This window comes from Fundicoccus culcitae, assembly GCF_024661895.1.
Taxonomy (GTDB): domain Bacteria; phylum Bacillota; class Bacilli; order Lactobacillales; family Aerococcaceae; genus Fundicoccus_A; species Fundicoccus_A culcitae.
This window is the reverse complement of sequence record NZ_CP102453.1, coordinates 361,561-385,374: the sequence shown is the minus strand read 5'-3', so window position 1 is coordinate 385,374 and position 23,814 is coordinate 361,561. Positions and strand designations below refer to the sequence as shown.

The following is a 23,814-nucleotide window of genomic DNA, read 5'->3' as shown; positions in this document are numbered from 1 at the left end:
ATTAAGCCCCCCTTTTAAATTGAACGAGAAAATTTAATTTTTAGCGATGAAAAACCATAAATTATGATGGTCCATGAAAGTAAGGTTAACATAGCTGTTAAAATATCTACTTTTTCTAGGATATGTGAAAAAATTAAACTACCATCTAATGTATCAGCAATATTTAGATAGGTAAAAGGTAAATATTGACCCAAACTTAACGATGATGAAATATAATACCCTACTATACATATGAGCAAAGTGGTTAAACTAACTAACCATGTATTTTTGACGAACGTTGAAACAAGTAAACTCAACGTTAGTATGAAAAGTACAGCTAGTAGTAATAATATAACTGCTGAGAAAAATACTACGCCTAAATCTATCCATTGAAAGCTATCTGAAACTAAATTAATGTTGTTTGGGTTATCTACTACATGCAGATAGAATGGCATCGGTATGTTCCATTCACCAAAGCCTCCTAAAACTAAACCAAATAGACATAAGATTAATAAAGTTATTCCTACATAAAGCAAAGCCATTTTGCTTGCATTTCGCCATTTATTCCATAAAATTGTTTGTCGATTGTAAGGTAACGTATATAGCCAACCAAGAGATTGATGGGCTTCTCCTTCAAGTGAATAACCAGCCCCACAAAATATAACGACTAAAATTAATATAATCAAATCTAAGCGATAAACGTGAATCAAGCGAACAAAAATACCCATAATCGATTGATCAGTTAATTGATACTTAACCGAGTCTTCAATTTGGTTAACAATGGATCGTGCTCGATCGTATGGTGTTAATGTTATACCTGCTCCTGCAATAGGACGAATATTTCTATTGGACATTTCTTCAAGTCTTAATCTCGATAGTTCATATCCATAACCAGACGGGAAATCACCATTTAAATAATATTCAAGTCGAGGATAATAATATGCTTGATCAACAAAACTATATATTGATCTTGGATTATAAAAAATTTGTAATTCTTGGTCAAAAGTTCGATAAAATGTAGATCCATCCATTTGATCAAATGCAGCTTTCCTTCGTGAAATTGATTCATTCATTGTATGATAATAGTCAAAAACATCTTGCTGACTTGCTAAAGAAGCTTCTAAATATGCTCTTTCATCGCTATCTTCATCTAAATCATTAATTTGATTTTCCAAATCTTGGAATCTTAAGTTTAAACCGTCTACAATCTCTTCATAATTCTCATCAAAAATTTCAGATGATAATAATGTATTTTTCGGTTGATAATCTTGCAATAAAATCATTGTTAGCAGACTAATAAGTATAATTATGAATATTGGACTAGCATGTTTGATAGGCATAAAGCGATTTAATTTTAACCATTCAAATTGATATAATGATTGAATGTTGAAGGACTGATTATTTTTAAATAGATCAATGTTTTGCTCACTAAAATCATCTTGATTATTTGAATATAGTTTTGAAGTAATGATTAACAAGACACAAGCAATCAAAATCCAAATACTTAGTTGCCCCATTCCTAATACATTCCCATCTAAAACATACCTTGTAACATTTTGGAAATTAGGATTTGCTATCATGTTTCCGGTTATCTGTTGATTGACATCTATGTAGAAAGGATTCCAGTTTGTTTTCAATGATTCAAAAAAATACGTGAACATCGTGCCAAAGACTGTAAATGACAGTATAATTGGAATCGCAATGGTTTCCTTCTTTAGGATATTCAAAAGAAATAGTGTTAAACTACTGAACAAGAAAACTTTGATAATAAATATCAGCAATAAAATAATTAGTACAGCAAATGCTGGGAGAGAATCAAGGGTCGGCATTAGAACACGAAGTGGAAATTGCCAATCACCAAAACCAATACCATAATATCTCAAGATTAGACTAGTAGATAAAAAAACAGTCATTAAGTATATAAAAGCTAGAAATACTGAAAGTAACATACGAGAATACAAAACATGTGTTCGTTTCAATGGTAAGCTTCGGAAAAAAACTTCACGTCCCTTATCATCTTCTATTTGTAATCGCAAAACGATCAAACATATTAGTATAATGGCAATAATACCATAAATTAACTGATTACCATTTAGCAAATAATTAATCACACCATCACGTTGATAATCAGTGACATCTCCCTTATTATTAAGGTATTCTGCAACACTATGTGCATAATCAAATGATGCTATTTCGTCCTCAGTTAGATTGATTTGATCGATTTTAAATGCTTCTTGTAGATATTGAAATTCTAAATCTAATGATGCAATTGGGTAACCAAATTTAGTGATGTAAGGTTCATAATTAGGATCATTCATAATTGAATAATAATGTTGCATACCTGGACTTATAGCAGTACTTGTTTCAGCACTTCTATTAACACTTCCTAAAGTCATTAAAAACATTTGTGGATAAGCATCAATATCATTATTCATAGTTTGTTGTGTCATATGATAGGATTGATTTAATTGAATATTTGCGAAAGAAATTATTGTTGAAAATAAAAGTAGCAAAAAAACTGAACCGTTTTTTACCGTTTTCTTTAACTCAAACATAAATAAAGACATAGATTACCTCCTAATACAAAAGCATCTTAAACGGACTGGTTAAGAGGCTTTTGTCATTGTTCTACTCTTCTACTAATTCAGTCATACGATAAGGATCAGCACCAATCATTGGTGCTCTACCACCATAGATATGTAATCCGGTCATTGAATCTTGGGCAATCCAAGGTACAAAACCACCATAATCTATTCCATTAATTCTTTGTCTTACATAGGCTGTAGGTCCTTGGTATACACGATATTGTGCTTGTACATAGGCATAATTATATATCGTATCATAAATCTGAGTTTCATCATTAGAATAATGAAATGATTCTGCTTTAGCTGTCCCAGGATTAGAAGAAAATAACATGGCAAAAATTACTATTAAACTTAAAATTTTCATAAAACACATCCTTTTATTATTTAGAAATCGATTTCATATATTAATATTATAGTAAAAACATATATATGTCAATAAATTATAATGAATTCACTTAAATTCAATTCGACACTTAATATAAAATAGAGCTGGGCAAAAAGTATGTATTAAATACTATTTGCCCAGCTCTTTTATTTTATATCTCACTTGTCAATTGAATCGCCTGTTCTTGAGCTAACAAACACAACTCCTGCGCTTTAAATATATGGTCTTGTGTCATAGCTTTTTCTGTACCATGCATAATATCTAAAATCATTTCTCCAAAGAAAGGAAAACCTACTTGACCATTGACGGATAAATGCTCCTCACCTTCTTTAGTAACTAAGAAGATATGATCACCGGTAGCTTGGGTAGCAACATTAGTATATTTTCTAATTTCAATGGTTCCTTCTGTCCCTGTAATAAAGGTCCGACCATCTCCCCATGTCGATAAACCATCAGGCGTAAACCAATCGACTTTGAAAAAGAAGGTTGCTCCATTGTCACCTACTAAAGTAGCATCCCCATAATCTTCAAGTTCAGGTTTATCAGGATTTGCATAATTAGCAACTTTACTATGGAGGATTTTGGCATCTTTATTATCTGTATAATAGAGAAATTGTTCGATTTGATGGCTACCAATATCAGTCAAAATACCACCATATAAATCTTTTTCAAAAAACCAATCCGGTCGTTTTTCTTTATCTAAACGGTGTGGACCAAATCCTGTGACTTGTATAACTTTGCCAATACGCCCTTCTTTTATCAGTTCTCCTGCTAAAACGGCCCCTTCGACATGCAATCGTTCACTGAAATAAACCCAATATTTATGCCCCGTTTCAGCTACCACCTTTTTGGTTTCTTCCAGTTGACTAAGGGTGGTAAAGCCAGTTTTATCAGTAAAGTAGTCTTTTCCTGAACGTAAAACATGATTACCTAATTCACTTCGCAAGGCTGGAACAGCAGCGGCTGCAATCAGTTTAATTTCAGGGTCATCTAGAATGGTTTCTAGAGAAGAAGCGATTTGAACATCAGGAAATTCCTCTAAGTAAGCTTTAACTTTACTTGGGTCCGGATCGTACACATACTTTATCGTTGCTCCTGCTTCTATTAAGCCATTGGTCATCCCATTAATATGCCCATGATCTAAAGCTGTTACACCTACAGCAAATTCTCCAGGCTGAACCACACGATTAATTTTACCTTTTGGAGCATAATTCATGCCATCTTTTGCTACCAATGATATGCCCCCTTAAATTAAATGACCGTATCCTAACTCAACTAAATAATCTAAAGACTCCTTTAAGCTTTCAAACGGGTCACGTCCGTAAGTATCATCCTGTTCAACTAACAAATAACGTGCTCCAGAATCAATACTTTGTTCGATAATTGCTTTAAAGTCCAAACTTCCCGTTCCTAATTCACCAAATTGCACCAGGTTTTGGAAATATTTTCCAAAAGTTGCGTTATCACCATTACGATAGGCATCCATAGCTTCTTTTGGAAGAGGGCTAATACGATAGTCTTTTAGGTGGATTAATTCAACTTTACCTTTGTAATCTTTGATTACTTTAACAGGATCAGCTCCACCCCGGTGAATCCAATGAACATCTAATTCAAATCCAAGTAAAGGGGCATTTTTACGGATAATATCAAGCATATATTCACCATCATATTTAGCAAATTCAATATGGTGATTATGATAATACAAAGTAATACCATCTTCTTTTAAGCGCTTAGTCACTTCATTAACATCATTACAAAATTCCAAAACGGTCTCTAATGATTCCATCGATTCTCTCGGTAACATACCAATTCTTAATAAATCGCAGTTCAACGTCCGACAATCTTGAACAATTTTGTCATAGTCAGTCGTTAATGATTCTTGACCAGGGAAATTTGGTTTTAAGCCGGCACTTAAGGAAGCAATTTCAATCTTGAAATCTTCACTGGCTCTTTTAATTTCAGCTACATTCTCCGCCGTCATATCTACCTGCGAAATTTCAATGGCATGATAACCAATGTCTGCAATTCGTTTCATTGTTTCATAAGGACCTAAGTCTTTAAACTGTTGTTTAACGGTAAAACCCTGTGCACCAATTTTTGCTTTAACCATGAATAATTTCCTCCATTTTAATTTGTCTATTTTCAAGCGATGATTGTTTCATTGCATCAATCATCAGCATGGACGGTAGAGCATCTTCGACATGAATATAATCATCCGTATCATGAATAATCGCCTCATAAAAAGCTCGAATCAAAGTCCCATGGCTCGCGCCATAATAAGATTTACTTCCCTCCATCGGAACATCCCTCGCCAATATAATTGGCGCTTCCCCTTCAACGTGCTTTATCAAGGCGTTATTTATTAAAATAAATATCGCTGCTTCGGTTACTACTTCAATTTGAACACTCGAATTAAAAGCATAAGCATTAGTTGACATATAAAAGCCTTGGCATTCATTGTTAAAACCAAAAGTTGCAACAGCCGTATCTTCGACTTCAATTTGAGCTTCGCCAATATTTGACAAGGAGGCGAGACATGATTGTAATGAACCCCCTATGAGTTGCATTAAGTCTAAGGTGTGAACAGCTTGATTAATAATCGTCCCACCACCAGCCGTTTCCCATTGGGCACGCCAGGGTTTCGTCTGATAATAGTCGCTTCCTCGGTGCCAAGCTACTAAAGCCTTAACCGCTAAAATATCACCTGTTTCACGCTTCGCTAATTCTTCCATCAGTTGTATAAAGGTTGGATTGTTGCGATTCTGAAAACAAATCGCTACTTTAGGTGAACGATTGTCCACAATATCTTTTAAAGCCAAGCCTTCTTTGTAAGACAAGGCAAGTGGCTTTTCTTGCAAGACATGTACCCCATAACTTAAACATAATTTTGTGACTGTATAATGTAAATAATGTGGTAGACATACATGAACGACATCGAGTGATTCGGTTTGTAGCATGGTCTCAATATCCGTATAAAAAGGAATATTGGGGTATTTATTTTTTAAGGCGTCATTTTTATCACACACGGCCACTAATTGACCTGTTTGACTATATTGGATGCCTAAGTAATGGATGGCAGAAACATCGCCTAAACCAATAATCGCTACTTTAAGCATGTTTTCGTCCTCCCTACCTATGGCTTAGGTGCATATTTGCCTTCTTCTTCAATTTTTTCATTTAACATGGATAAGTATAAGTCATCATCGAAATCTTCAAGCGAAACTTCCTTACCTAACCAAGACGATAAGTGAATGGCATTGGCTAAGCGAACCCCATGAATACCATCAGCACCCGGTGCAAGCAAAGGTTCCCCATGTAGAATATGTCGCGCAAAGTTTTCTAAAACACCTGAATGTTGGGCACCCCAAACAGAATCGGTCGTGAAAACTTCTTCTTCAGCAATTTCATTAGGCTGCTTACCATCTGGAAACTCAAAACGTGTACCACTGGCTTTAATGCCTGCATTAATTTCTTGTTCCGATTTATACAGTCTTTTTACCGTGACCTTTTTGCTATCCTCCACAATAATTTTACCCTTGTCACCGAATATTTCTAACCGATCCGTCCCCAAAATATCATGCGTTGCCGTAATAAATACCCCCGTTGCACCATTGCCATAATCTAAAACAGCTGTCACTTCATCTTCCACAGCGATATCACGTTTATAACCATAGGCGGCTTTAGCGTAAACGGCTTTGGGTACCCCAGCAATCCATTGAATGAGATCCAATTGGTGAGGCGCTTGGTTAACAAGCACACCGCCCCCTTCGGCTCCCCAAGTGGCGCGCCATTCACTTTGACCATAGTAAGCATCAGGGCGATACCAAGTAGTAATAATCCAATTCGTCCGACGAATAGCGCCAATTTCCCCATTATCAACAATTTGTTTAATGCGTTGATACAAGGGGTTGTTTCTTTGATTAAACATGATGGCATAAGTCACATCGGGGTGCTTAGCTGCAAATGCGTTTAATTCTTTAACCTGTTTGGTATATACACCAGCCGGTTTTTCATTTAAAACATGTACTCCTTTACTGATAGCATACATAGCAATTTCAGGATGCAAATAGTGCGGAACGGTCGTTACGATTGCTTCAACCAGACCACTATCAATCAATGCTTTATAGTCAGAAAAAACTTCTTTAGCGGGATATTTCTGTGATAGTTTATCTGTTTGCTTTGAATCAATATCACAAATCGCCACTAATTCCATACTGGGAACTAACCCATCTTCAATAAAACTTGCATAAGCAGATCCCTGGTTTCCACAACCAATAATGCCAAATTTTAATTTCTTACTCAATTAAAAATCCCCTTTTATTATGTTTTTATGCTTTTTTCTAAATTGACTTGGCGTTACGCCAACAAATTTTTTAAAAAAGCGGCTAAAATGTGCGTCACTCTCGAAGCCGTTCTCATAAGCTATGTCTTTAATCGATTTGGTATGATTAACCATTAAAACGTTTCTAGCCTGAGATAAGCGAAAGCCCATGGTATAATGCATAATCGTATACCCGGTTACTTCCTTAAACGTTTGTGATAGATGTGATTTGCTTACATTTAATGCCTTGGTAATATCCTCAATGCTAAAATTACTTTTAAAATGCTTGAAAATAAAAGCCGTGGCTTCTTCGACTAATTGTATTTTATGGTCTTGTTGGGTCTGGTTCTTGGCTAATATTTGAATAGTTGAATCATTTATAGTTAATAGTAATTGAATAAAAGCCAATTGACGTTTAGCTTCGTTTTTATATGAGTTGTCCAGTTGATTCAATTGTTCTAATTTAAGAACATGCGATTCAATCATCGCTTGATCTTCCTGTGAAAAAGTTCGAATCAAACCATTGCGGTTTTCAGAAAAAAATCTGAGTAAGTCATCGATGTTTAACGCTTTGAGTAACGGTTTAATCCAATTTTGATCAAAATGAATCACGCTCCGTAAATATTGATTCTCATCGCCGACGACGTAAGCGCGGTGCACTGTCATCCCATCAATCAAAAGGATATCACCAGGATGCAAATAATAAATTTGGGTGCCAACGAGAAAACGGCATTGACCACGATGAAACATATATATCTCATATTCATGATGTGTATGGAAATCTAATAGTGAGACATTAGCTGTTTGACGATATGATACTTGTAAATTTAATATTGCGGTGCCACTCCTTTCTTCTTACAGTTTGATTATACAATATCAATTCAATTTATCTCAATGACTGAAACCTTTCATAATCTTTTATTAGTTGACTGAGAGTCCACAAACAATCTTTTGACTATATAGCTTGAAATTGTTAAACTTTAAATTGATAGTTGCGACCGCAACTAAATGAAGGAGGGTTTGCATGCAATCATTTATGCGAATGGTAAATCGTACAGCACGTTTATCCCATTTATATCGTGAAGCTAAATTTAAATCCTTGCGTTTAAAGGGGATGCATCATTCATACATTAATAATATTTGTCGTTACCCAGGCATCTCGCAAGAATCATTGGCACAGAAAATTATTGTTAATAAGAGCAACGTCGCCCGCCAGTTAAATTACCTGGAAAAAGTAGGCTATATTTATCGTGAAGTCAGTACCGTTGATGCTAGAGAGCGGTTGGTTTACCCTACCGCTAAAGCCTTTGACGTTTTACCCTTCATAACGACAACCTTAAAAGAATGGAATGACCTAGTTATGAGTGGTTTAAGCGAAGAGGAGCAGAGATATTTAATTAAAATGATGGAAAAGGTATTCAACAATGCGACGGCAGGAGTTGAGCAATTGGAGGTTGGTGAATGAAATTAATTTTGCATTATATTCGGCCTTATGTATCTAAAATGTCTTTTGGTTTAATGATTAAATTTATTGGAACAATTATGGATTTGTTGCTACCTTGGATTTTGGCACATATTATTGATAACGTGATTCCTTTGAAAGACACCCATTTAATTTTATATTGGGGACTAGCAATGCTGCTGGCTTCGGTTACGGCGGTTGTCTTCAATATTGTGGCTAACCGGATGGCTTCAGCTGTTGCCAGAGATAGCACTGAGACGTTACGCCATGATTTATTTGAAAAAATTGCTTATTTGTCAGCTAATCAAATTGATAAGTATGGTGTTTCCACTCTGGTTTCGCGGTTAACAACGGATACCTATAATGTGAATACGACGATTGGCCGGATGCAACGGATTGGCATTCGAGCGCCAATTCTTTTGCTAGGGGGTATTTTAGTGACATTAAAGCTGGACCCTGTTTTAACGCTGGTTTTATTAGCGGCAATGCCTTTTATCGTTATAACCGTCTATTTTATTTCTAAAATTGGTATCCCCCAATTTAGTCAACTGCAAACCGAAGTGGATCATTTAATCCAGATTGTTAGAGAAAATATCACAGGAGCCCGTGTTATTAAAGCTTTATCCAAAGAGCAATATGAAAATAGACGCTTTGAAGCAACCAATGAAAAAGTGGTCGTGGCTGAAACCAAAGCCAATTTAACGATGGCCATCAATTCGCCTTTAATGAACCTGATTTTAAATATTAGTTTGACGCTAGTGATTCTCGTAAGCGCCTATCGCGTCAATGCTGGCATGACCCAACCGGGGGTTATTATTGCTTTTATGTCGTATTTCACCATTATTCTCAATGCCATGTTAAGTATCACGCGTATTTTTGTTATTATGTCGCGTGGAATTGCCTCCGCTGACCGAATTGAAATCATTTTAAACGAAGAGGAAGACCTTCAATTGATGAAATTGGATATGATCGAAACAGAACAGCATATTGAATTTGAGCATGTCTCTTTTGCATATTATCATCAGAAAAATACCTTAAATGATATTCACTTTTCGGTGAAAGAAGGTGAAACTTTAGGCATTATAGGTCCAACGGGTTCAGGTAAAACAACGATTATCAAACTTTTAATGCGGCTATATGATGTTGAACAAGGTACGATTCGGATAAAGGGACAAAATATTAAAAGTATCCCCAAAGATGAACTGTATGCCATGTTTGGAGTGGCTTTCCAAAAAGATTTCCTAAAGACGGATTCAATCCAGGGAAATATTGATTTTGGCCGGGGGCTGAACCTCAATCGCATTCATCAATCAACGGGTTTTGCTCAAGCCGATGAGTTTATAGATTCCTTAGATGATGGTTTGCAACACGCCGTTCATGCAAAAGGGTCGAATTTAAGCGGCGGACAAAAACAACGCCTGATTGTCTCGCGGGCTTTAGCGGGGAGTCCTGATATTTTAATTTTAGATGATTCCTCCAGCGCCTTAGACTATCAAACGGATGCTAAGTTACGGCAAGCGATTCATCAAAATTTCAAGTTAACGACTAAAATAATTATTGCCCAAAGGATTAGTTCCATACAACATGCAGACCATATTATGGTGCTTGAAAACGGCCGGATTCAAGGGTTTGGTAATCATCAAACTTTACTTGCATCCAATGAACATTATCGGCACATCAATCAATCGCAAATGGGAGGTGGTATTCATGCGGAATAGCCCCAAAAAATTAAATCGCCTACATTTACTCAAGCGCTTATGGTCTTACCTCTTTCATTATAAATGGATGCTTTTAACGGCCATTTTACTAAATATCGCTAGTAATCTGTTTCTTCTAGTCGGTCCCCTACTTTCAGGTTACGCGATTGATGCGATTCAATTGGGGGTTGGGCAAGTCCAATTTGAGCGTGTTTTCCTATTATGTTTTTACATGTTAGTTTTCTATCTTATGTCATCTATATTGGAATATATTATGTCTGTTTTAATGACACGTTTAACCCAAAAAACAGTAAGAAATATGCGGTCTGATTTATTCACTAAACTGACGCGTTTGCCTGTTGGCTATTTCGACACCCATGCTGTTGGCGACATATTAAGTCGAATCACCTACGATATTGATACAATAAATACCTCCTTATCCAGTGATTTTATTCAAGTTTTATCTAGTATAATAACGATTGTTGGCTCCGTTATAATGATGATTCTTATCTCACCCAATCTGATGTTGGTGTTTGTCGTGACCATCCCGATGTCGATTCTGTTAACGAAATATATGACAGACAAATTTCAACCGTTATTTCGTCAACGTTCAGCAAAATTAGGTGAATTAAATGGTTTTGTAGAAGAAAATATTTCTGGCCAACAAACGATTAAAGTATATCATCAAGAAGTTACCATGATTGAAAGTTTTGATGCGTTAAATAAGCAAGCTGTCGATGCTTATTATCAATCGGAGTACTATGGCAGTATGGTAGGTCCATCAGTGACATTTATTAATAATTTGTCTTTGTCTTTAATTAGTGTTTATGGGGCATTTTTGTATTTATGGGGTAATATAACGTTAGGGAATTTATCCTCTTTCGTCCTATATTCCCGCCGCTTTTCAGGACCGATTAATGAGATTTCAAATATCTTTGGCGAGTTGCAGTCGGCTTTTGCTGCAGCTGAACGTGTTTTTCAATTGTTGGATGAAGCTGAAGAAGTTGCCGATATCGATGGTGCTTATGTTTTCAAGGATGTAAAAGGTGATGTTGATTTTGAAAATGTTACCTTTGCTTATACGGATGAAAAACCCATCATCAAACACTTGAGTCTATCGGTGAAAGCTGGTGACACCATTGCCATTGTTGGTCCCACTGGCGCAGGTAAAACAACTTTGATTAACCTGCTGATGCGTTTTTATGATCCGCAATCGGGAATTATCCGTTTAGATGGTATTGATATTAAAACGGCGACTCGGAGTAGCTTGCGCTTGGCTTATGCGATGGTGCTTCAAGATACTTGGTTATTTAAAGGGACAATCTACGACAATTTAACTTACGGTAGCGAAGATGCCAGCCAAGCAGATGTTGAGGCAGCTGCCAAAGCAGCTATGATTCATTCTTACATTATGTCATTACCTCAAGGGTACCAAACTATGATTGATGAAGATGGACAATCCATTTCACAAGGGCAAAAACAGCTGTTAACCATCGCTCGTGCTATGTTATTAGATGCACAGCTACTGATTTTAGATGAAGCCACCTCGAACGTTGATACGACTACAGAATTAAAAATTCAAGAAGCTATGAATCGTTTGATGAAGGGCAAAACATCCTTTGTCATCGCCCATCGCTTATCAACCATTCAACATGCTGACAACATTTTAGTTGTTAACCATGGCGAAATTGTTGAACAAGGAACCCACGAGGAATTATTAGCTGCGGATGGCTTATATAATACCTTGTACCATTCACAGTTTGATAAAAGTTAGGTGATTTTGGGAGGCGCGCGACAGGATTGAGGTAAGTTGTCTCGCGCTTGTTGAGCGCGCGACAGGGTTGAAGTAAGTTGTCTCGCGCTTGTTGGACGTGCGACAGGATTGGGGTAAGTTGTCTCGCGCTGCTGGCTATATTAGGAATTGGGTCGTAAATTACTGGTTTTATAGATGGTTTATACTTCTAACTAAAACCAAAGCTGACTTTGTTACTCTGAGAATTTCTCATTGCGAACATCATCTTTAGTTTGGTGTCTTTTCGAACGCTATTTTGTAGTTCGTCGGGTGAACGAACTACATTTTTATAGTTCGTTGGTAAAACGAACTACATTTTTATAGTTCGTTGGTAAAACGAACTACATTTTTATAGTTCGTCGAGTGAACGAACTACATTTTTATAGTTCGTCGAGTGAACGAACTACATTTATATAGTTCGTTGGTAAAACGAACTACATTTTTATAGTTCGTCGGTAAAACGAACTACATTTATATAGTTCGTCGAGTGAACGAACTACATTTATATAGTTCGTTGGTAAAACGAACTACATTTTTATAGTTCGTCGGGTAAACGAACTACATTTATATAGTTCGTCGGTAAAACGAACTACATTTTTATAGTTCGTTGGTAAAACGAACTACATTTTTATAGTTCGTTGGTAAAACGAACTACATTTTTATAGTTCGTCGAGTGAACGAACTACATTTTTATAGTTCGTCGGTAAAACGAACTACATTTTTATAGTTCGTTGGTAAAACGAACTACATTTTTATAGTTCGTTGGTAAAACGAACTACATTTTTATAGTTCGTTTCCCATTCGGAGCTAACTTTCTTACTTCGTTTCCTATTCAAAGCTCACTTTCAGCGTAAAAGTGCGTTACGCACCGTTCGTAACTGAAGAACTGCATTTAGTTTAACCAAAATTGATTTAATACTTATAAAAGTGGGCAGTGAATCCAAATTCACTGCCCACTCCCCTTACAACTACACCTACCGGTCAACGGCGGCGTTGTGTGTCATCATTCGTTCGGCTTCAGCAATGGTGAATGGTGCGACATCGCCATGGATGGAATGCTTCAACACAGAAAACGCCGTTGCGAAATTAATGACATAGTCAGGGGCAGCGTTATTTATTAGGCCGTGCAAAACGCCGGCTGCAAAGGCGTCCCCGCCGCCTACACGATCGACGATATAATCGATTGAATAATTTTTTGAAATAAATAACTGCTTATCTACCCAAAGATTCCCTTGTAAGTCATTGCGCGTGGCTGAATGCACTTTTCGTGTTGTGGCATATATCGCCCGAATGTTTGGGTACATTTCAGATATTTTTTGGTAGTAATACGCTAAAGACTCACCATCGACAGCTTCAATCCCAATGAAATTAACAGCATCTAATACGCCAGCTGACAAATAATCAACATAAGGTAGCACGTCACGTACAAATTCCCCACAGGCCTCGATAGACCAGAGCTTCGCACGGTAATTCACATCAAAATTAATGAGAATGCCCTTCGCTCTCGCGGTTTTAATTAAAGCTAAAGTCAGTTGGCGCGCTTCTTCAGAGATAGCCGCTGTTATTCCGGTAATATGCAACATGCTTTTCCCATCAAGTAAGGCATCTACATCAACGTCTGCCAATTGAATTTGTGAAAAGGCTGAATGAGCTCGGTCATAAATCACACTAGCTGCACGTGGGCCAGCGCCAGTTTCTAAAAAATATAAACCAACTCGGTCACCCCCATAAATAACGGCTGACGTGTCAACGCCATATTTTTGTGCATGCTGAATGGCTGAATGACCTAATGAGTTGTCTGCTACTTTAGTGAAATAAGTTGTCTTATGACCTAAGATACTTAAGTTAACCGCCACATTAGCTTCCGCCCCACCATAATGTACATCTAACTGTGTTGTATTAGTAAAATGCGTGCCCAGTTGCGTTGACAACCGTACCAAGGATTCGCCGACACATAGGATATTTTCTTCCATATTGACCCCTTCTAATTAGTTAATTTAACTTTTCATTTTCCTAATTTCTTAGGAATCTACCCTCAATTATATAGGATTCAATCCCTATCAACAAGAGTAAATATCTTAAAGTCATCTGATGAATATAAAAAATCCTATAACACAACTAGATAAACCAGTATGTTATAGGATTCAAACATTATTCTTCTTCCGTAATTATCCGTTCAATTTCAACCCCAAAATCAGCCATGGCATTAATTTGTGCCTCAGAATTATCTCCTTGCGTCAAAGAAATAAGAATGACAGGAATATCGCCTTCATCTGTTTCGATAAAATACAACAAGGCATCATTTTCAACGCCTTCAGCTGGATACTCGCCTGTTTTACCATAATAACTTCTTTCATTACTTAAATCGCGGGCTTGTTTAACCGGGCCGTGTTGCGATAAGACCTCTAACATTTCAGCATCCAACTGTGGACCGTTAATGTAACCATTCACAGCAGCTAATAGTAAATTGGCAACATCGATGGCAGAAGTTAAATTGTCATCGCCAGCATCAATCGCATACTGATCCATCATATAACGATTCAGTTCGGTTTGGAGAAATCCATAGCTTTGGATATTTTCAGAAACTTGTTCCAAACCACCTAGCTTATCGATAATAACATTAGTAGCCGTATTATCACTCACTTGAATCATGAGTTCTGCTAAAGTTTGATAGGAGTGCTCGCTACCAATAGGTAATCCTTGCAGTGCACCACTGCCACCAACGATATCCGCTTCATTCAATGTGTACATGTCGTTAGGATCAAGTGTTCCTTCAGCCACTTGATGATAGTAATCCACTAAAATAAATAACTTAATGACACTGGCGGCAGGCATTTGAAAGGTAGCCGCATCTTCTTGATTGACTTCGAAATGAATGATATTATCACTAATTTGTACAAACAAACCTAATTGATCAAAAGCACTTTGATAGGTATCAATAGCGATATTTATTTGGGTTAATTGGTTTTCAGATAAATCAAGGGACAGGATGTTTGTTTCATCTATAACGAGTTGTGATTCATCAAATTCCGATTCGACGGTGGAAGATTCAACTTTCTCTTGGATGGGCCAATCAACGACTTCATCGATAATGTAATCCCCAGTAGTTTGTGCGGATACGTTTAAAGCCCCTGCAAATAGAGACGTTAACGCAACCATTGACACCCATGTTTTTTTCATGACTTAGACCCCTCCTTTACTACTTAATGCGACTCCACCATTCATAGCGGTGCGGATACAGATTTTTCTCATCTACGACACCTTCTTCAACCTTGTCAAGATGCCATTCATTTGTATCAATTTCGGGGACGGTCACGTCACTGGGAAATTCGCCCTCAATCATTGTTCGAATGATACGGTCAGCATATGGAAGAAACACCTCAAAAATTTTAGCGCCACCAATCACCATGATTTCTTGATCTTGGGCCAAATCTAAAACTTCTGCCTCCGTATGAACAACAAGTAGCCCGTCAATATCTTTTCCATAATTGGCTTGATTAGTCATAACGACTGTTTGGCGACCAGGTAATAAACGTTGGTTCATGGAGTCAAATGTTTTTCTTCCCATCAACATGGTATGACCCATCGTTGTTTGTTTGAAAAAAGCCAAATCACTCGGTAAGGACCATGGCAATTGGTTTTGATAGCCGATCGTGCCATTAGAATCTTGTGCATAAACAAAAGTAATCATAGAAACTCCTTTTAAACTGCAATGGGTGCTTTAATCGTTGGGTGTGGTTTATAATCACTCACCGTAATAGCATCCATTTCAATTTGATCAATCGGTAAATCGCTATCGATATGTAATGTTGGTAATTCACGAGGTTCGCGACTTAATAATATTTCCGCTTGCTCAAGATGATTATTATATAAATGCGCATCACCGAGTGTATGAACAAATTCACCCACTTCTAAGCCTGTTTCACGCGCAATTAAATGCGTTAATAAGGAATAACTAGCAATATTAAAAGGGACCCCTAAGAAAATATCGGCACTGCGTTGGTACAATTGGCAACTTAATTTACCGTTAGAAACATAGAATTGGAATAAGGTATGGCAAGGAGGCAATGCCGCATTCGGTACATCTTCAGGATTCCAAGCGGACACAATCAAACGTCTTGAATCAGGGGTCGTTTTAATTTGCTCAATCACATTGGCGATTTGATCGATAGTTCCACCATCGCGTTTTTCCCAACTCCGCCATTGTTTTCCGTAAACATCGCCTAATTCGCCATATTGTTTGGCGAATTCATCATCCGTTAGCACTTTATCTTGGAATTTTTTCATTTCTTCTGAATAAATTTCATTAAATTCTGGATCTTTTTCAGCGCGCAAACCAAAATCAGTCATATCCGGACCCGTATAATCTTCACTGTTAACATAACGTTCAAAAGCCCATTCATCCCAAATATGATTATTGTTTTCAAGCAAGAATTGAATGTTAGTATCCCCTCTTAAAAACCATAATAATTCACTTTTAATCAATTTGAAAGGTACCCGTTTAGTGGTTAATAAAGGAAAACCTTTGCTTAAATCAAAGCGCATTTGATAACCAAACGTACTGATGGTTCCAACTCCAGTACGGTCAGTTTTTTTATCCCCATTTTCCAATACATGTCTCACTAAATCTTGATATTGTTTTGTCATTTCTAACACTCCCTATTCATTTAATTCACTTAAATACTCATAGCGTTCATACAAATGTAACAATGTGTCATCTTCTTTTTCCAACGCTTCATTTAATTCAATCAACTTAGCGGCATCCGAAGTAATGTGTGACATTTCATCTTGGATCTTAGCAATTTTTGTTTCAACTTTTTCGATATCCGTTTGAATGCAAGCCCATTCTTGTTTTTCAAAATAGGTCATCCGTTTAGCTTTTTCGTTTGCTTTAGCAGGTTTTTCTTCTTTAACAACAACCGTGTTGGCTTTAGCGGCTGATGATTCAATATCCGATTTTCTATCTAAATAATCTGAAAAATTACCCCAAACATATTCATAATTACCATCACCTTGCAACTCTAACAATTGATCAACCGTCTTGTCTAAGAAATAGCGATCATGCGATACTGCAAAAACGACGCCTTGGAAATTTAAAATATAATCCTCTAAAACCGTTAAAGTATCTATATCTAAATCATTGGTCGGTTCATCTAAAATTAAAACATTGGGTTCTTGAATTAACAGCGATAATAAATATAACCGCCTTCTTTCACCGCCTGATAAATTATGAATGGCTGTTCCATGCGTTTCGCGTGGAAAATTAAACTGTTCTAACATTTGACTGGCCGAAGCCGTTGAACCATCAGGACGTTTAAAATTATCAGCCACTTGCGTTAAATAAGCTAGTACACGCATATCCCCAGGCAAATCTTGGTCTAATTGTTGATAATAAGCAATCTGGACGGTTTGTCCAATATGATAGCTACCTGAGGTAATAGGATGCAAACCCGCTAAGGTATTTAAAAAAGTGGTTTTTCCTACCCCATTCTCACCAATTATACCAATTCGATCACCTTTTACAAACGCTTTAGTAAAATGTTCAATCACTTTCTGCTGATTAATTTCAATCGAAATATCATCTAATTCAATAATTTGTTTTCCAATCCGTTGCTGATTAAAATTAAATTCAATCTCATCACTGGCTTGGTTCCTGTGTTCAATCGAGGTTTTCACTTCTTCAAAACGATCAATTCGGGCTTGCTGCTTAGTCGTTCGCGCTTTGGCCCCTTTACGCATCCAAGCTAATTCCTGTTTGTATAATTGGTCTTCTTTTTGGTTCATTTTTTGATTAATAACCGCTAATTCTGCCCTTTTAGTCAAATAAGTTTCATAATTACCTTCGTAACTGGTCATTTTCCCAAAACGCAATTCGATAATTTTATTAACGACATTCGATAAAAAATAGCGGTCATGTGTAACCAAAATTAAAGCCCCTTGAAAACTGGCTAAATACTTTTCTAACCATTGCACTGAAGCGACATCAAGGTGGTTGGTTGGTTCATCTAAGATTAATAAATCAGGATTTTCAATCAAAACTTGGGCAATCCCAATCCGTTTTTGTTCGCCACCTGAACATTGCCCCACTAAACGATTTAAATCATTTAAGCCTAATTGCGACAAAATTGTTTTGGCTCGAACTTCAGCATCCCAAGCATTTTCATGATTCATTTGATCCGTTAATGTTAAAAAACTGGTTTGTAACTGCGTATTTTCCGGTTGTAACTCAAGTTGGCGATTCAATTGTTCATATTGATGGACTAATTGAATCACTTTTGCCTTACTTTGAAACACTGTATCTAAAATAGATAAGTCAGGGTCTAATTCAGGATGTTGATCTAAATAAGCAACCAAATAATCTTTCGGCCTGGTAATTGTCCCCGTATCATAATTATCAATACCCGCAATCACTTTTAAAAAAGAACTTTTGCCTGTCCCATTCGGTCCAATCAAGCCGATTTTATCGCCGGTTCGAATGGATAGGGTCACATCATCAATTAATTGCTTAACTCCATAACTCTTACTTAAATTTTCAATGACTAATTCTTTCATACCACGTCTCCTAAATTCAGTGACTCAATTATAGCATAGAATATAAGACAATGAAAAAAGCAAAATCCGATTTTAACATTTTCTAAATTCTCTGTTTAAATATCTCCTTGGAGAAGCAATGACTTTGGTCATATTTCAAATGACCCGAGTGAATTGTATCTATGTTAAAATAATACTATACTTGGGTTGTAGCTAACTAATTAACCTAATGGTTGATTAATAAAAATGGCTATGTAATAATAAAAAACATTATAAATGAAATGAGGAATTATATGAATTTATCAATGCGTAGTCGTGCGGCGGTTATGATTATTAGTTATTTTGTCGTCCAATTATTGTTAGCACCCATTTTAACGCGTTTCATGAGCGTGGATATGTCATCCATTGTAGCATCGGCTATTTTGCTGATGATTGCCCTCCTCATCTATGGTAAACATCTAGTCAATGAATTTCACCGCTTTAAACATGATTTCGATGGATGGGGGAAATTTATTTTAAAGGCTGTTGGTTATTATCTCTTATTGTATATTTTGAGAGTCATTGTCATGATGGTTTTAATGAATTTTATGGATATTGATAATTTATTGCAAAATCAGCAATCTTTAAATGATATGTCAACCTCTTTATCATTCTTGTCAATGTTTTTCATGGTTTCCATTTATGCACCCATCGTTGAGGAATTAGTTTTTCGTGAGGCATTGCTTGGTTGGGTCGATAAAATCAGTCGCAATTTATTAATCTTAATGACTGTGTTTTCGATTTTCTTATTTACTTTATTGCATGCCTTTGAAATAGCTGACTTTTTGTTATACTTACCTTTAACCTTAGTCTTAACTAAATACTATTTTGATTATGATCGCAATGTGGTTGGTTCAATTGCGTTTCACTTTATAAATAATGCTATAGCTGTTGTTTTGATGTATATCTTGTTATAGACGCATAACGCTAAAACCTCTTGCTACCATAGCAAGAGGTTAATTGTTTTAGCCAATCCAATCAATAGGCTCCTTGCCCCAACTGATTAGCAGGTCATTTGTTTTTGAAAAAGGTTTTGAACCGAAAAACCCACGATAGGCGGATAATGGGCTGGGATGTGGACTTTGGATAATAGCATGTTTGTTTGTATCAATGAGGGTTATTTTTGCTTGAGCTGGTTTTCCCCATAAAATAAATACAATTGCGTGTGGAAGTTTGTTTAAACTTTCAATAATAGCATCCGTTAAACTTTCCCACCCTTTATTTTTATGTGAATGCGCTTGACCGGCACGCACTGTTAACACTGTATTTAATAAGAGTACCCCTTGGTTTGCCCAATGAGTTAAATCGCCATTTTTAGGCATACCTTGCTGTAAATCGTCCGCCAGTTCTTTGTAGATATTTATTAAAGAAGGTGGTAATTTGGTCTCGGGATGAACGGAAAAGGCTAATCCGTTGGCTTGTTTTGGTCCGTGGTAAGGATCTTGTCCGAGTATACAAACCTTGACGTTTTCAAAAGGGGTATAATTTAATGCATTAAAGATTTGTTCCTGTGCAGGGTAGATTGTATTTTTTTGATATTCCGTGGTTAAAAAAGCAGTTAAATCGTGAAACGATTGGGTGCTGAAGCTTTGCGTTAATTGTTGTTGCCATGAATCAATTAATGTATATTCCATTATTTCACTCCTTAATATAAAAAGAAGATGTTCTGAATAATCAAAACATCTTTTTAAAATAATTTTATTCATCATCTAATTTCAAGATGGCCATAAAGGCTTCTTGAGGCACTTCTACACTACCCACTTGTTTCATACGTTTCTTACCTTCTTTTTGTTTTTCAAGTAATTTCTTACGTCTTGAAACATCACCACCGTATAGTTTTGCGGTTACGTCTTTACGCATGGCTTTAATGGTTGAACGCGCAATAATTTTATGACCGATAGCTGCTTGTACTGGAACTTCAAATAATTGACGTGGAATAATGGTTTTTAATTTTTCCACCAATGACCGGCCACGGTTATATGCGAAATCTTTATGGACAATCGTACTAAAGGCATCGATGACTTCACCATTTAACAAAATATCTAGTTTAACTAGATTGGAAGCACGGTATCCAATGACTTCATAATCTAAAGAAGCATACCCTTTCGTACTTGATTTCAAACGATCAAAAAAGTCATAAATAATTTCAGCCATAGGCATTTCATAGATAACATTTACACGATATTCATCTAAATAGTCCATCGTAATAAATTCGCCACGTTTTCTTTGCGCTAACTCCATAACCGCACCAACATATTCACTAGGCACCATAATAGAAGCTTTAACATAAGGTTCTAAAATCTGGTCGATTTCAGTGGCATCTGGCATTTCAGAAGGGTTATTTACAACGACTTCCTCACCATTGGTTTTCTGAACTTTATAAATAACTGAAGGTGCGGTGATGATTAAATCAATATCGAATTCACGTTCTAAACGTTCTTGAACAACATCCATATGTAATAGACCTAAGAAGCCAGTTCTAAAACCAAACCCAAGTGCTTGAGACGTTTCAGCTTCAAATTGTAAAGAAGCATCATTTAATTGTAGTTTTTCTAAAGCTTCCCGCAAATCATTATAATCACTGGAATCTACGGGATATAGTCCAGCATAAACCATCGGGTTTAATTTACGATAACCTTCCAATGCTTCTTTAGCCGGATTGTTCGCTAAAGTAATCGTGTCCCCTACACGTGTGTCTTGAATTGTCTTAATATTGGCTGTTATATAACCCACATCGCCAACCATCAAATAATCACGCGCTAGTGGTTTGGGCGAAAACACCCCTACTTCCACGACATCAAATTCTTTGCCATTACTCATTAAACGAATGGTATCACCTGGTTTAACAATACCATTCATGACACGAATATTTAAAATAACACCACGATAGCTATCATAAGCTGAATCAAATATCAATGCTTGTAGTGGTTCTTCAATGTCTCCCGTTGGAGCAGGAATTTTTTCAACAATTTGTTCTAAAATCTCAGTAATCCCTATCCCTGATTTAGCACTAGCAAAGACAGCTTCAGAAGCATCAATTCCGATAATTTCTTCAATTTCAGTTTGAACCTTTTCAGGATCAGCTGCTGGTAAATCGATTTTATTAATCACAGGTATAATTTCTAAATCATTATCAATCGCCAAATAGACATTAGCTAAGGTTTGGGCTTCAATCCCTTGAGCTGCATCCACTACTAAAATGGCACCTTCACATGCTGCCAGTGAGCGTGAAACTTCATAGGTAAAGTCGACGTGCCCTGGGGTATCAATTAAGTGGAAAATATACTCTTGTCCGTCATTTGCTTTATAAGTTAATTCAACCGCATTTAATTTTATGGTTATGCCACGTTCTCGCTCTAAGTCCATAGAGTCCAAGAGCTGTTCTTTCATTTCCCGATCGGCAACTGTTTCGGTTTGTTGTAGGATGCGGTCAGCTAATGTGGATTTCCCGTGGTCTATATGTGCAATGATTGAAAAATTGCGAATCATTTTTTGTCTTTGTTTTAATTGCTCTATACTCATCTATCTTTTTCACTTCCTTTAAAAACCTTGAATAAAATTAGGCTCAACTTTAATCATACCAAAAAATCGACTAAATGAATAGTCGATAGAAATGGTTTGTATATTTTTTTAGGGGAATTTTTTTGCTAACTTAAATATCTCTGCAGCTTTACCCGATAATTACTATAGGCGAAGTCTAAAATGGCTACTTGACCTAGATTAGGTTTAATTACGTCAAAATCTGTTTCAATTTGTATACTTTTAACTAAATTAATCGTCCCCAAAGTTTCTGCTTGACTCATTTGTGGTATATAAATTGGTAAATTAAGCACATCTGCTACTAATTGTCGTAACCCAAATAACCGCATGGCACCCCCTACAACCCCTAGTTTATCAAAAGCGATATCTTCTTTTAGTAAATCAACATTATGTCGAATATTGAAAAGCATCCCACAGACCAACGAATAAATAATGGATTCACGATTAGCGCCTCTGTGTAAATCCGATAAATTTGCTTGGATAAAATCATTCCATATCGGTGAGCGTTCACCATTAATAAACGGAAAAAATACCCCTTGAATACTAGGTCTTTTTTTGATAATGGCATCCATTGCTTCTAGATCGATATTGAATATCTCTGAAATCCACTGGAGGACATTTGCGCCATTATTTGAAGGATAACCTACCAAGTAGTCCTTTGCATCAATTTGATAACAAAAATTTTGTTTTAATGGATTAACTTTTGGTACTTGACTGACAATTCTAACCGCATGACTCGTGCCGATTGAAAGAACAGCCGCATTTTCAAGGCCAGCAAAGGCATAATTGGATGATACCCCATCAGATGTTCCAATATAAACAACCGCTTCAGCAAGATTTACAGCTAAGTTTAACGTCAATTTTGCTGAATAACGTGGGTTTTCTATTATAGGTAGTTGTTTGCTAGAAAGATGTAATTCGTTAAGAACGCTATTATCCCATGTATGTTCCTTTAAGGAATAGAGTCCGCTACTTGAAGCAGAAGCAACATCTATCGTCCATTGATCAGTTAAGTAATAATAGATTAGGTCCTTGATGGACCCTATTTTGAAATTAGAAAGTGATTCTTTCATCGACAATAACTTGTAAAAAGGGTTCATGCTATGATAAGGGGTGCCAGTAGTTAAGTATTGCGTTTCTAATTGCTTTTTAGAACGATTTTGAATCAGTTCTGCACCTCTTCTATCAGCCCAGGTTAAGGTATTACCGAAAAATGACATATCATGGTTTAGGAGCTGGATACTATGCATGGCAGTGGTTATGAATAATTCTAAATATTTAATTGGATGGTGTTCGATGAAATATATTAACCCTTCTCGGATGGCTTGTAATATTTCGTTTAAATTAAGTTCATATTTAACGTCATCCATTTGAACTTCCTTATAACCATAATGAAAACCATCTAACGGCTGAAAATCTTGTGTAAATAAACTCATTTTTAGGTTAGTTGTTCCAACGTCAATGCTAATCATGTATTGCATGT

19 protein-coding genes are annotated in these 23,814 nt (G+C 36.4%); 4 read left to right on the top strand and 15 right to left on the bottom strand.

Going from position 1 to position 23,814, the window contains the following annotated elements; translation table 11 throughout:
- Positions 1 to 14: 14 nt before the first annotated feature.
- The 7 genes from NRE15_RS01845 to NRE15_RS01815 all read right to left on the bottom strand — a co-directional run bounded on the left by NRE15_RS01845 (position 15) and on the right by NRE15_RS01815 (position 8,020).
- Complete coding sequence (locus tag NRE15_RS01845; RefSeq protein ID WP_313793920.1) at positions 15 to 2,546, bottom strand: hypothetical protein; 2,532 nt, start codon at positions 2,544 to 2,546, stop codon at positions 15 to 17.
- Between the two features lie 61 nt (positions 2,547 to 2,607).
- A complete protein-coding gene (locus NRE15_RS01840) occupies positions 2,608 to 2,895 on the bottom strand; it encodes a hypothetical protein (RefSeq protein WP_313793919.1) in 288 nt (95 codons plus the stop codon).
- Between the two features lie 205 nt (positions 2,896 to 3,100).
- The gene (locus tag NRE15_RS01835; protein WP_313793918.1) at positions 3,101 to 4,183 is read right to left on the bottom strand and encodes a Gfo/Idh/MocA family protein; all 1,083 of its coding nucleotides are present in this window, start codon (positions 4,181 to 4,183) and stop codon (positions 3,101 to 3,103) included.
- 12 nt (positions 4,184 to 4,195) lie between these two features.
- On the bottom strand, positions 4,196 to 5,059 hold the full coding sequence (locus NRE15_RS01830; protein ID WP_313793917.1) for a sugar phosphate isomerase/epimerase family protein: 864 nt from the start codon (positions 5,057 to 5,059) through the stop codon (positions 4,196 to 4,198).
- A complete protein-coding gene (locus NRE15_RS01825) occupies positions 5,052 to 6,065 on the bottom strand; it encodes a Gfo/Idh/MocA family protein (protein ID WP_313793916.1) in 1,014 nt (337 codons plus the stop codon). The genes NRE15_RS01830 and NRE15_RS01825 overlap by 8 nt, the downstream gene beginning before the upstream one ends.
- 17 nt (positions 6,066 to 6,082) lie before the next feature.
- On the bottom strand, positions 6,083 to 7,252 hold the full coding sequence (locus NRE15_RS01820; RefSeq protein WP_313793915.1) for a Gfo/Idh/MocA family protein: 1,170 nt from the start codon (positions 7,250 to 7,252) through the stop codon (positions 6,083 to 6,085).
- Positions 7,253 to 8,020 carry an AraC family transcriptional regulator gene (locus NRE15_RS01815; protein ID WP_313793914.1) on the bottom strand — a complete coding sequence of 256 codons (768 nt, stop codon included), beginning with the start codon at positions 8,018 to 8,020 and terminating at the stop codon, positions 7,253 to 7,255. It abuts the gene before it with no gap.
- Positions 8,021 to 8,294: 274 nt separating this feature from the next.
- Here NRE15_RS01815 and NRE15_RS01810 point away from each other — a divergent pair, with 274 nt between their 5' ends.
- From NRE15_RS01810 to NRE15_RS01800, 3 genes are read left to right on the top strand one after another with little or no spacing between them, the layout of a single operon-like run.
- Positions 8,295 to 8,735, top strand: coding sequence for a MarR family winged helix-turn-helix transcriptional regulator (locus NRE15_RS01810; RefSeq protein WP_313793913.1), 441 nt, complete (start codon positions 8,295 to 8,297; stop codon positions 8,733 to 8,735).
- Positions 8,732 to 10,450, top strand: coding sequence for an ABC transporter ATP-binding protein (locus NRE15_RS01805; protein ID WP_313793912.1), 1,719 nt, complete (start codon positions 8,732 to 8,734; stop codon positions 10,448 to 10,450). Before NRE15_RS01810 ends, NRE15_RS01805 begins: the two co-directional genes overlap by 4 nt.
- Positions 10,440 to 12,203: an ABC transporter ATP-binding protein gene (locus tag NRE15_RS01800; protein ID WP_313793911.1), complete on the top strand. Its 1,764-nt coding sequence runs from the start codon at positions 10,440 to 10,442 to the stop codon at positions 12,201 to 12,203. Before NRE15_RS01805 ends, NRE15_RS01800 begins: the two co-directional genes overlap by 11 nt.
- 992 nt (positions 12,204 to 13,195) lie before the next feature.
- On the opposite strand, the gene NRE15_RS01795 is transcribed toward NRE15_RS01800, so the two are convergent.
- The 5 genes from NRE15_RS01795 to NRE15_RS01775 form a co-directional block, all read right to left on the bottom strand.
- The gene (locus tag NRE15_RS01795; protein ID WP_313793910.1) at positions 13,196 to 14,194 is read right to left on the bottom strand and encodes a sugar kinase; all 999 of its coding nucleotides are present in this window, start codon (positions 14,192 to 14,194) and stop codon (positions 13,196 to 13,198) included.
- 178 nt (positions 14,195 to 14,372) lie between these two features.
- Positions 14,373 to 15,401, bottom strand: a complete 1,029-nt coding sequence (locus tag NRE15_RS01790; RefSeq protein WP_313793909.1) for a serine hydrolase — start codon at positions 15,399 to 15,401, stop codon at positions 14,373 to 14,375.
- A 19-nt stretch (positions 15,402 to 15,420) separates the two neighbouring features.
- The gene (locus NRE15_RS01785; protein ID WP_313793908.1) at positions 15,421 to 15,912 is read right to left on the bottom strand and encodes a dihydrofolate reductase; all 492 of its coding nucleotides are present in this window, start codon (positions 15,910 to 15,912) and stop codon (positions 15,421 to 15,423) included.
- Between the two features lie 11 nt (positions 15,913 to 15,923).
- Positions 15,924 to 16,868 (bottom strand): thymidylate synthase, encoded by a 945-nt coding sequence (locus tag NRE15_RS01780; protein ID WP_313793907.1) that lies wholly within the window; start codon positions 16,866 to 16,868, stop codon positions 15,924 to 15,926.
- Between the two features lie 12 nt (positions 16,869 to 16,880).
- A complete protein-coding gene (locus NRE15_RS01775) occupies positions 16,881 to 18,773 on the bottom strand; it encodes an ABC-F family ATP-binding cassette domain-containing protein (RefSeq protein ID WP_313793906.1) in 1,893 nt (630 codons plus the stop codon).
- A 272-nt stretch (positions 18,774 to 19,045) separates the two neighbouring features.
- Between NRE15_RS01775 and NRE15_RS01770 the strand changes: the two genes are divergently transcribed.
- On the top strand, positions 19,046 to 19,708 hold the full coding sequence (locus NRE15_RS01770) for a CPBP family intramembrane glutamic endopeptidase (RefSeq protein ID WP_313793905.1): 663 nt from the start codon (positions 19,046 to 19,048) through the stop codon (positions 19,706 to 19,708).
- Positions 19,709 to 19,756: 48 nt separating this feature from the next.
- Here NRE15_RS01770 and NRE15_RS01765 read toward each other — a convergent pair whose 3' ends face one another.
- From NRE15_RS01765 to NRE15_RS01755, 3 genes are all read right to left on the bottom strand, one after another.
- Entirely contained in the window at positions 19,757 to 20,425 is a 669-nt protein-coding gene (locus NRE15_RS01765; protein WP_313794926.1) for a uracil-DNA glycosylase, read from the bottom strand.
- Between the two features lie 64 nt (positions 20,426 to 20,489).
- Positions 20,490 to 22,313 (bottom strand): translation elongation factor 4, encoded by a 1,824-nt coding sequence (lepA, locus tag NRE15_RS01760; RefSeq protein ID WP_313793904.1) that lies wholly within the window; start codon positions 22,311 to 22,313, stop codon positions 20,490 to 20,492.
- A 125-nt stretch (positions 22,314 to 22,438) separates the two neighbouring features.
- On the bottom strand, positions 22,439 to 23,812 hold the full coding sequence (locus NRE15_RS01755; RefSeq protein ID WP_313793903.1) for an FGGY family carbohydrate kinase: 1,374 nt from the start codon (positions 23,810 to 23,812) through the stop codon (positions 22,439 to 22,441).
- Between the last annotated feature and the right edge of the window lie 2 nt (positions 23,813 to 23,814).

What these genes read in the sequence shown, in the direction of transcription:
- NRE15_RS01840 (WP_313793919.1), bottom strand. Translation starts at nt 2,895, where the DNA reads ATGTTATTTTCTTCTAATCCTGGGACAGCTAAAGCAGAATCATTTCAT.
- NRE15_RS01800 (WP_313793911.1), top strand. Translation starts at nt 10,440, where the DNA reads ATGCGGAATAGCCCCAAAAAATTAAATCGCCTACATTTACTCAAGCGC.
- NRE15_RS01845 (WP_313793920.1), bottom strand. Translation starts at nt 2,546, where the DNA reads ATGTCTTTATTTATGTTTGAGTTAAAGAAAACGGTAAAAAACGGTTCA.
- NRE15_RS01830 (WP_313793917.1), bottom strand. Translation starts at nt 5,059, where the DNA reads ATGGTTAAAGCAAAAATTGGTGCACAGGGTTTTACCGTTAAACAACAG.
- NRE15_RS01790 (WP_313793909.1), bottom strand. Translation starts at nt 15,401, where the DNA reads ATGAAAAAAACATGGGTGTCAATGGTTGCGTTAACGTCTCTATTTGCA.
- NRE15_RS01805 (WP_313793912.1), top strand. Translation starts at nt 8,732, where the DNA reads ATGAAATTAATTTTGCATTATATTCGGCCTTATGTATCTAAAATGTCT.
- NRE15_RS01770 (WP_313793905.1), top strand. Translation starts at nt 19,046, where the DNA reads ATGAATTTATCAATGCGTAGTCGTGCGGCGGTTATGATTATTAGTTAT.
- NRE15_RS01825 (WP_313793916.1), bottom strand. Translation starts at nt 6,065, where the DNA reads ATGCTTAAAGTAGCGATTATTGGTTTAGGCGATGTTTCTGCCATCCAT.
- NRE15_RS01795 (WP_313793910.1), bottom strand. Translation starts at nt 14,194, where the DNA reads ATGGAAGAAAATATCCTATGTGTCGGCGAATCCTTGGTACGGTTGTCA.
- NRE15_RS01785 (WP_313793908.1), bottom strand. Translation starts at nt 15,912, where the DNA reads ATGATTACTTTTGTTTATGCACAAGATTCTAATGGCACGATCGGCTAT.
- lepA (WP_313793904.1), bottom strand. Translation starts at nt 22,313, where the DNA reads ATGAGTATAGAGCAATTAAAACAAAGACAAAAAATGATTCGCAATTTT.
- NRE15_RS01765 (WP_313794926.1), bottom strand. Translation starts at nt 20,425, where the DNA reads ATGGAATATACATTAATTGATTCATGGCAACAACAATTAACGCAAAGC.
- NRE15_RS01775 (WP_313793906.1), bottom strand. Translation starts at nt 18,773, where the DNA reads ATGAAAGAATTAGTCATTGAAAATTTAAGTAAGAGTTATGGAGTTAAG.
- NRE15_RS01780 (WP_313793907.1), bottom strand. Translation starts at nt 16,868, where the DNA reads ATGACAAAACAATATCAAGATTTAGTGAGACATGTATTGGAAAATGGG.
- NRE15_RS01755 (WP_313793903.1), bottom strand. Translation starts at nt 23,812, where the DNA reads ATGCAATACATGATTAGCATTGACGTTGGAACAACTAACCTAAAAATG.
- NRE15_RS01815 (WP_313793914.1), bottom strand. Translation starts at nt 8,020, where the DNA reads ATGTTTCATCGTGGTCAATGCCGTTTTCTCGTTGGCACCCAAATTTAT.
- NRE15_RS01810 (WP_313793913.1), top strand. Translation starts at nt 8,295, where the DNA reads ATGCAATCATTTATGCGAATGGTAAATCGTACAGCACGTTTATCCCAT.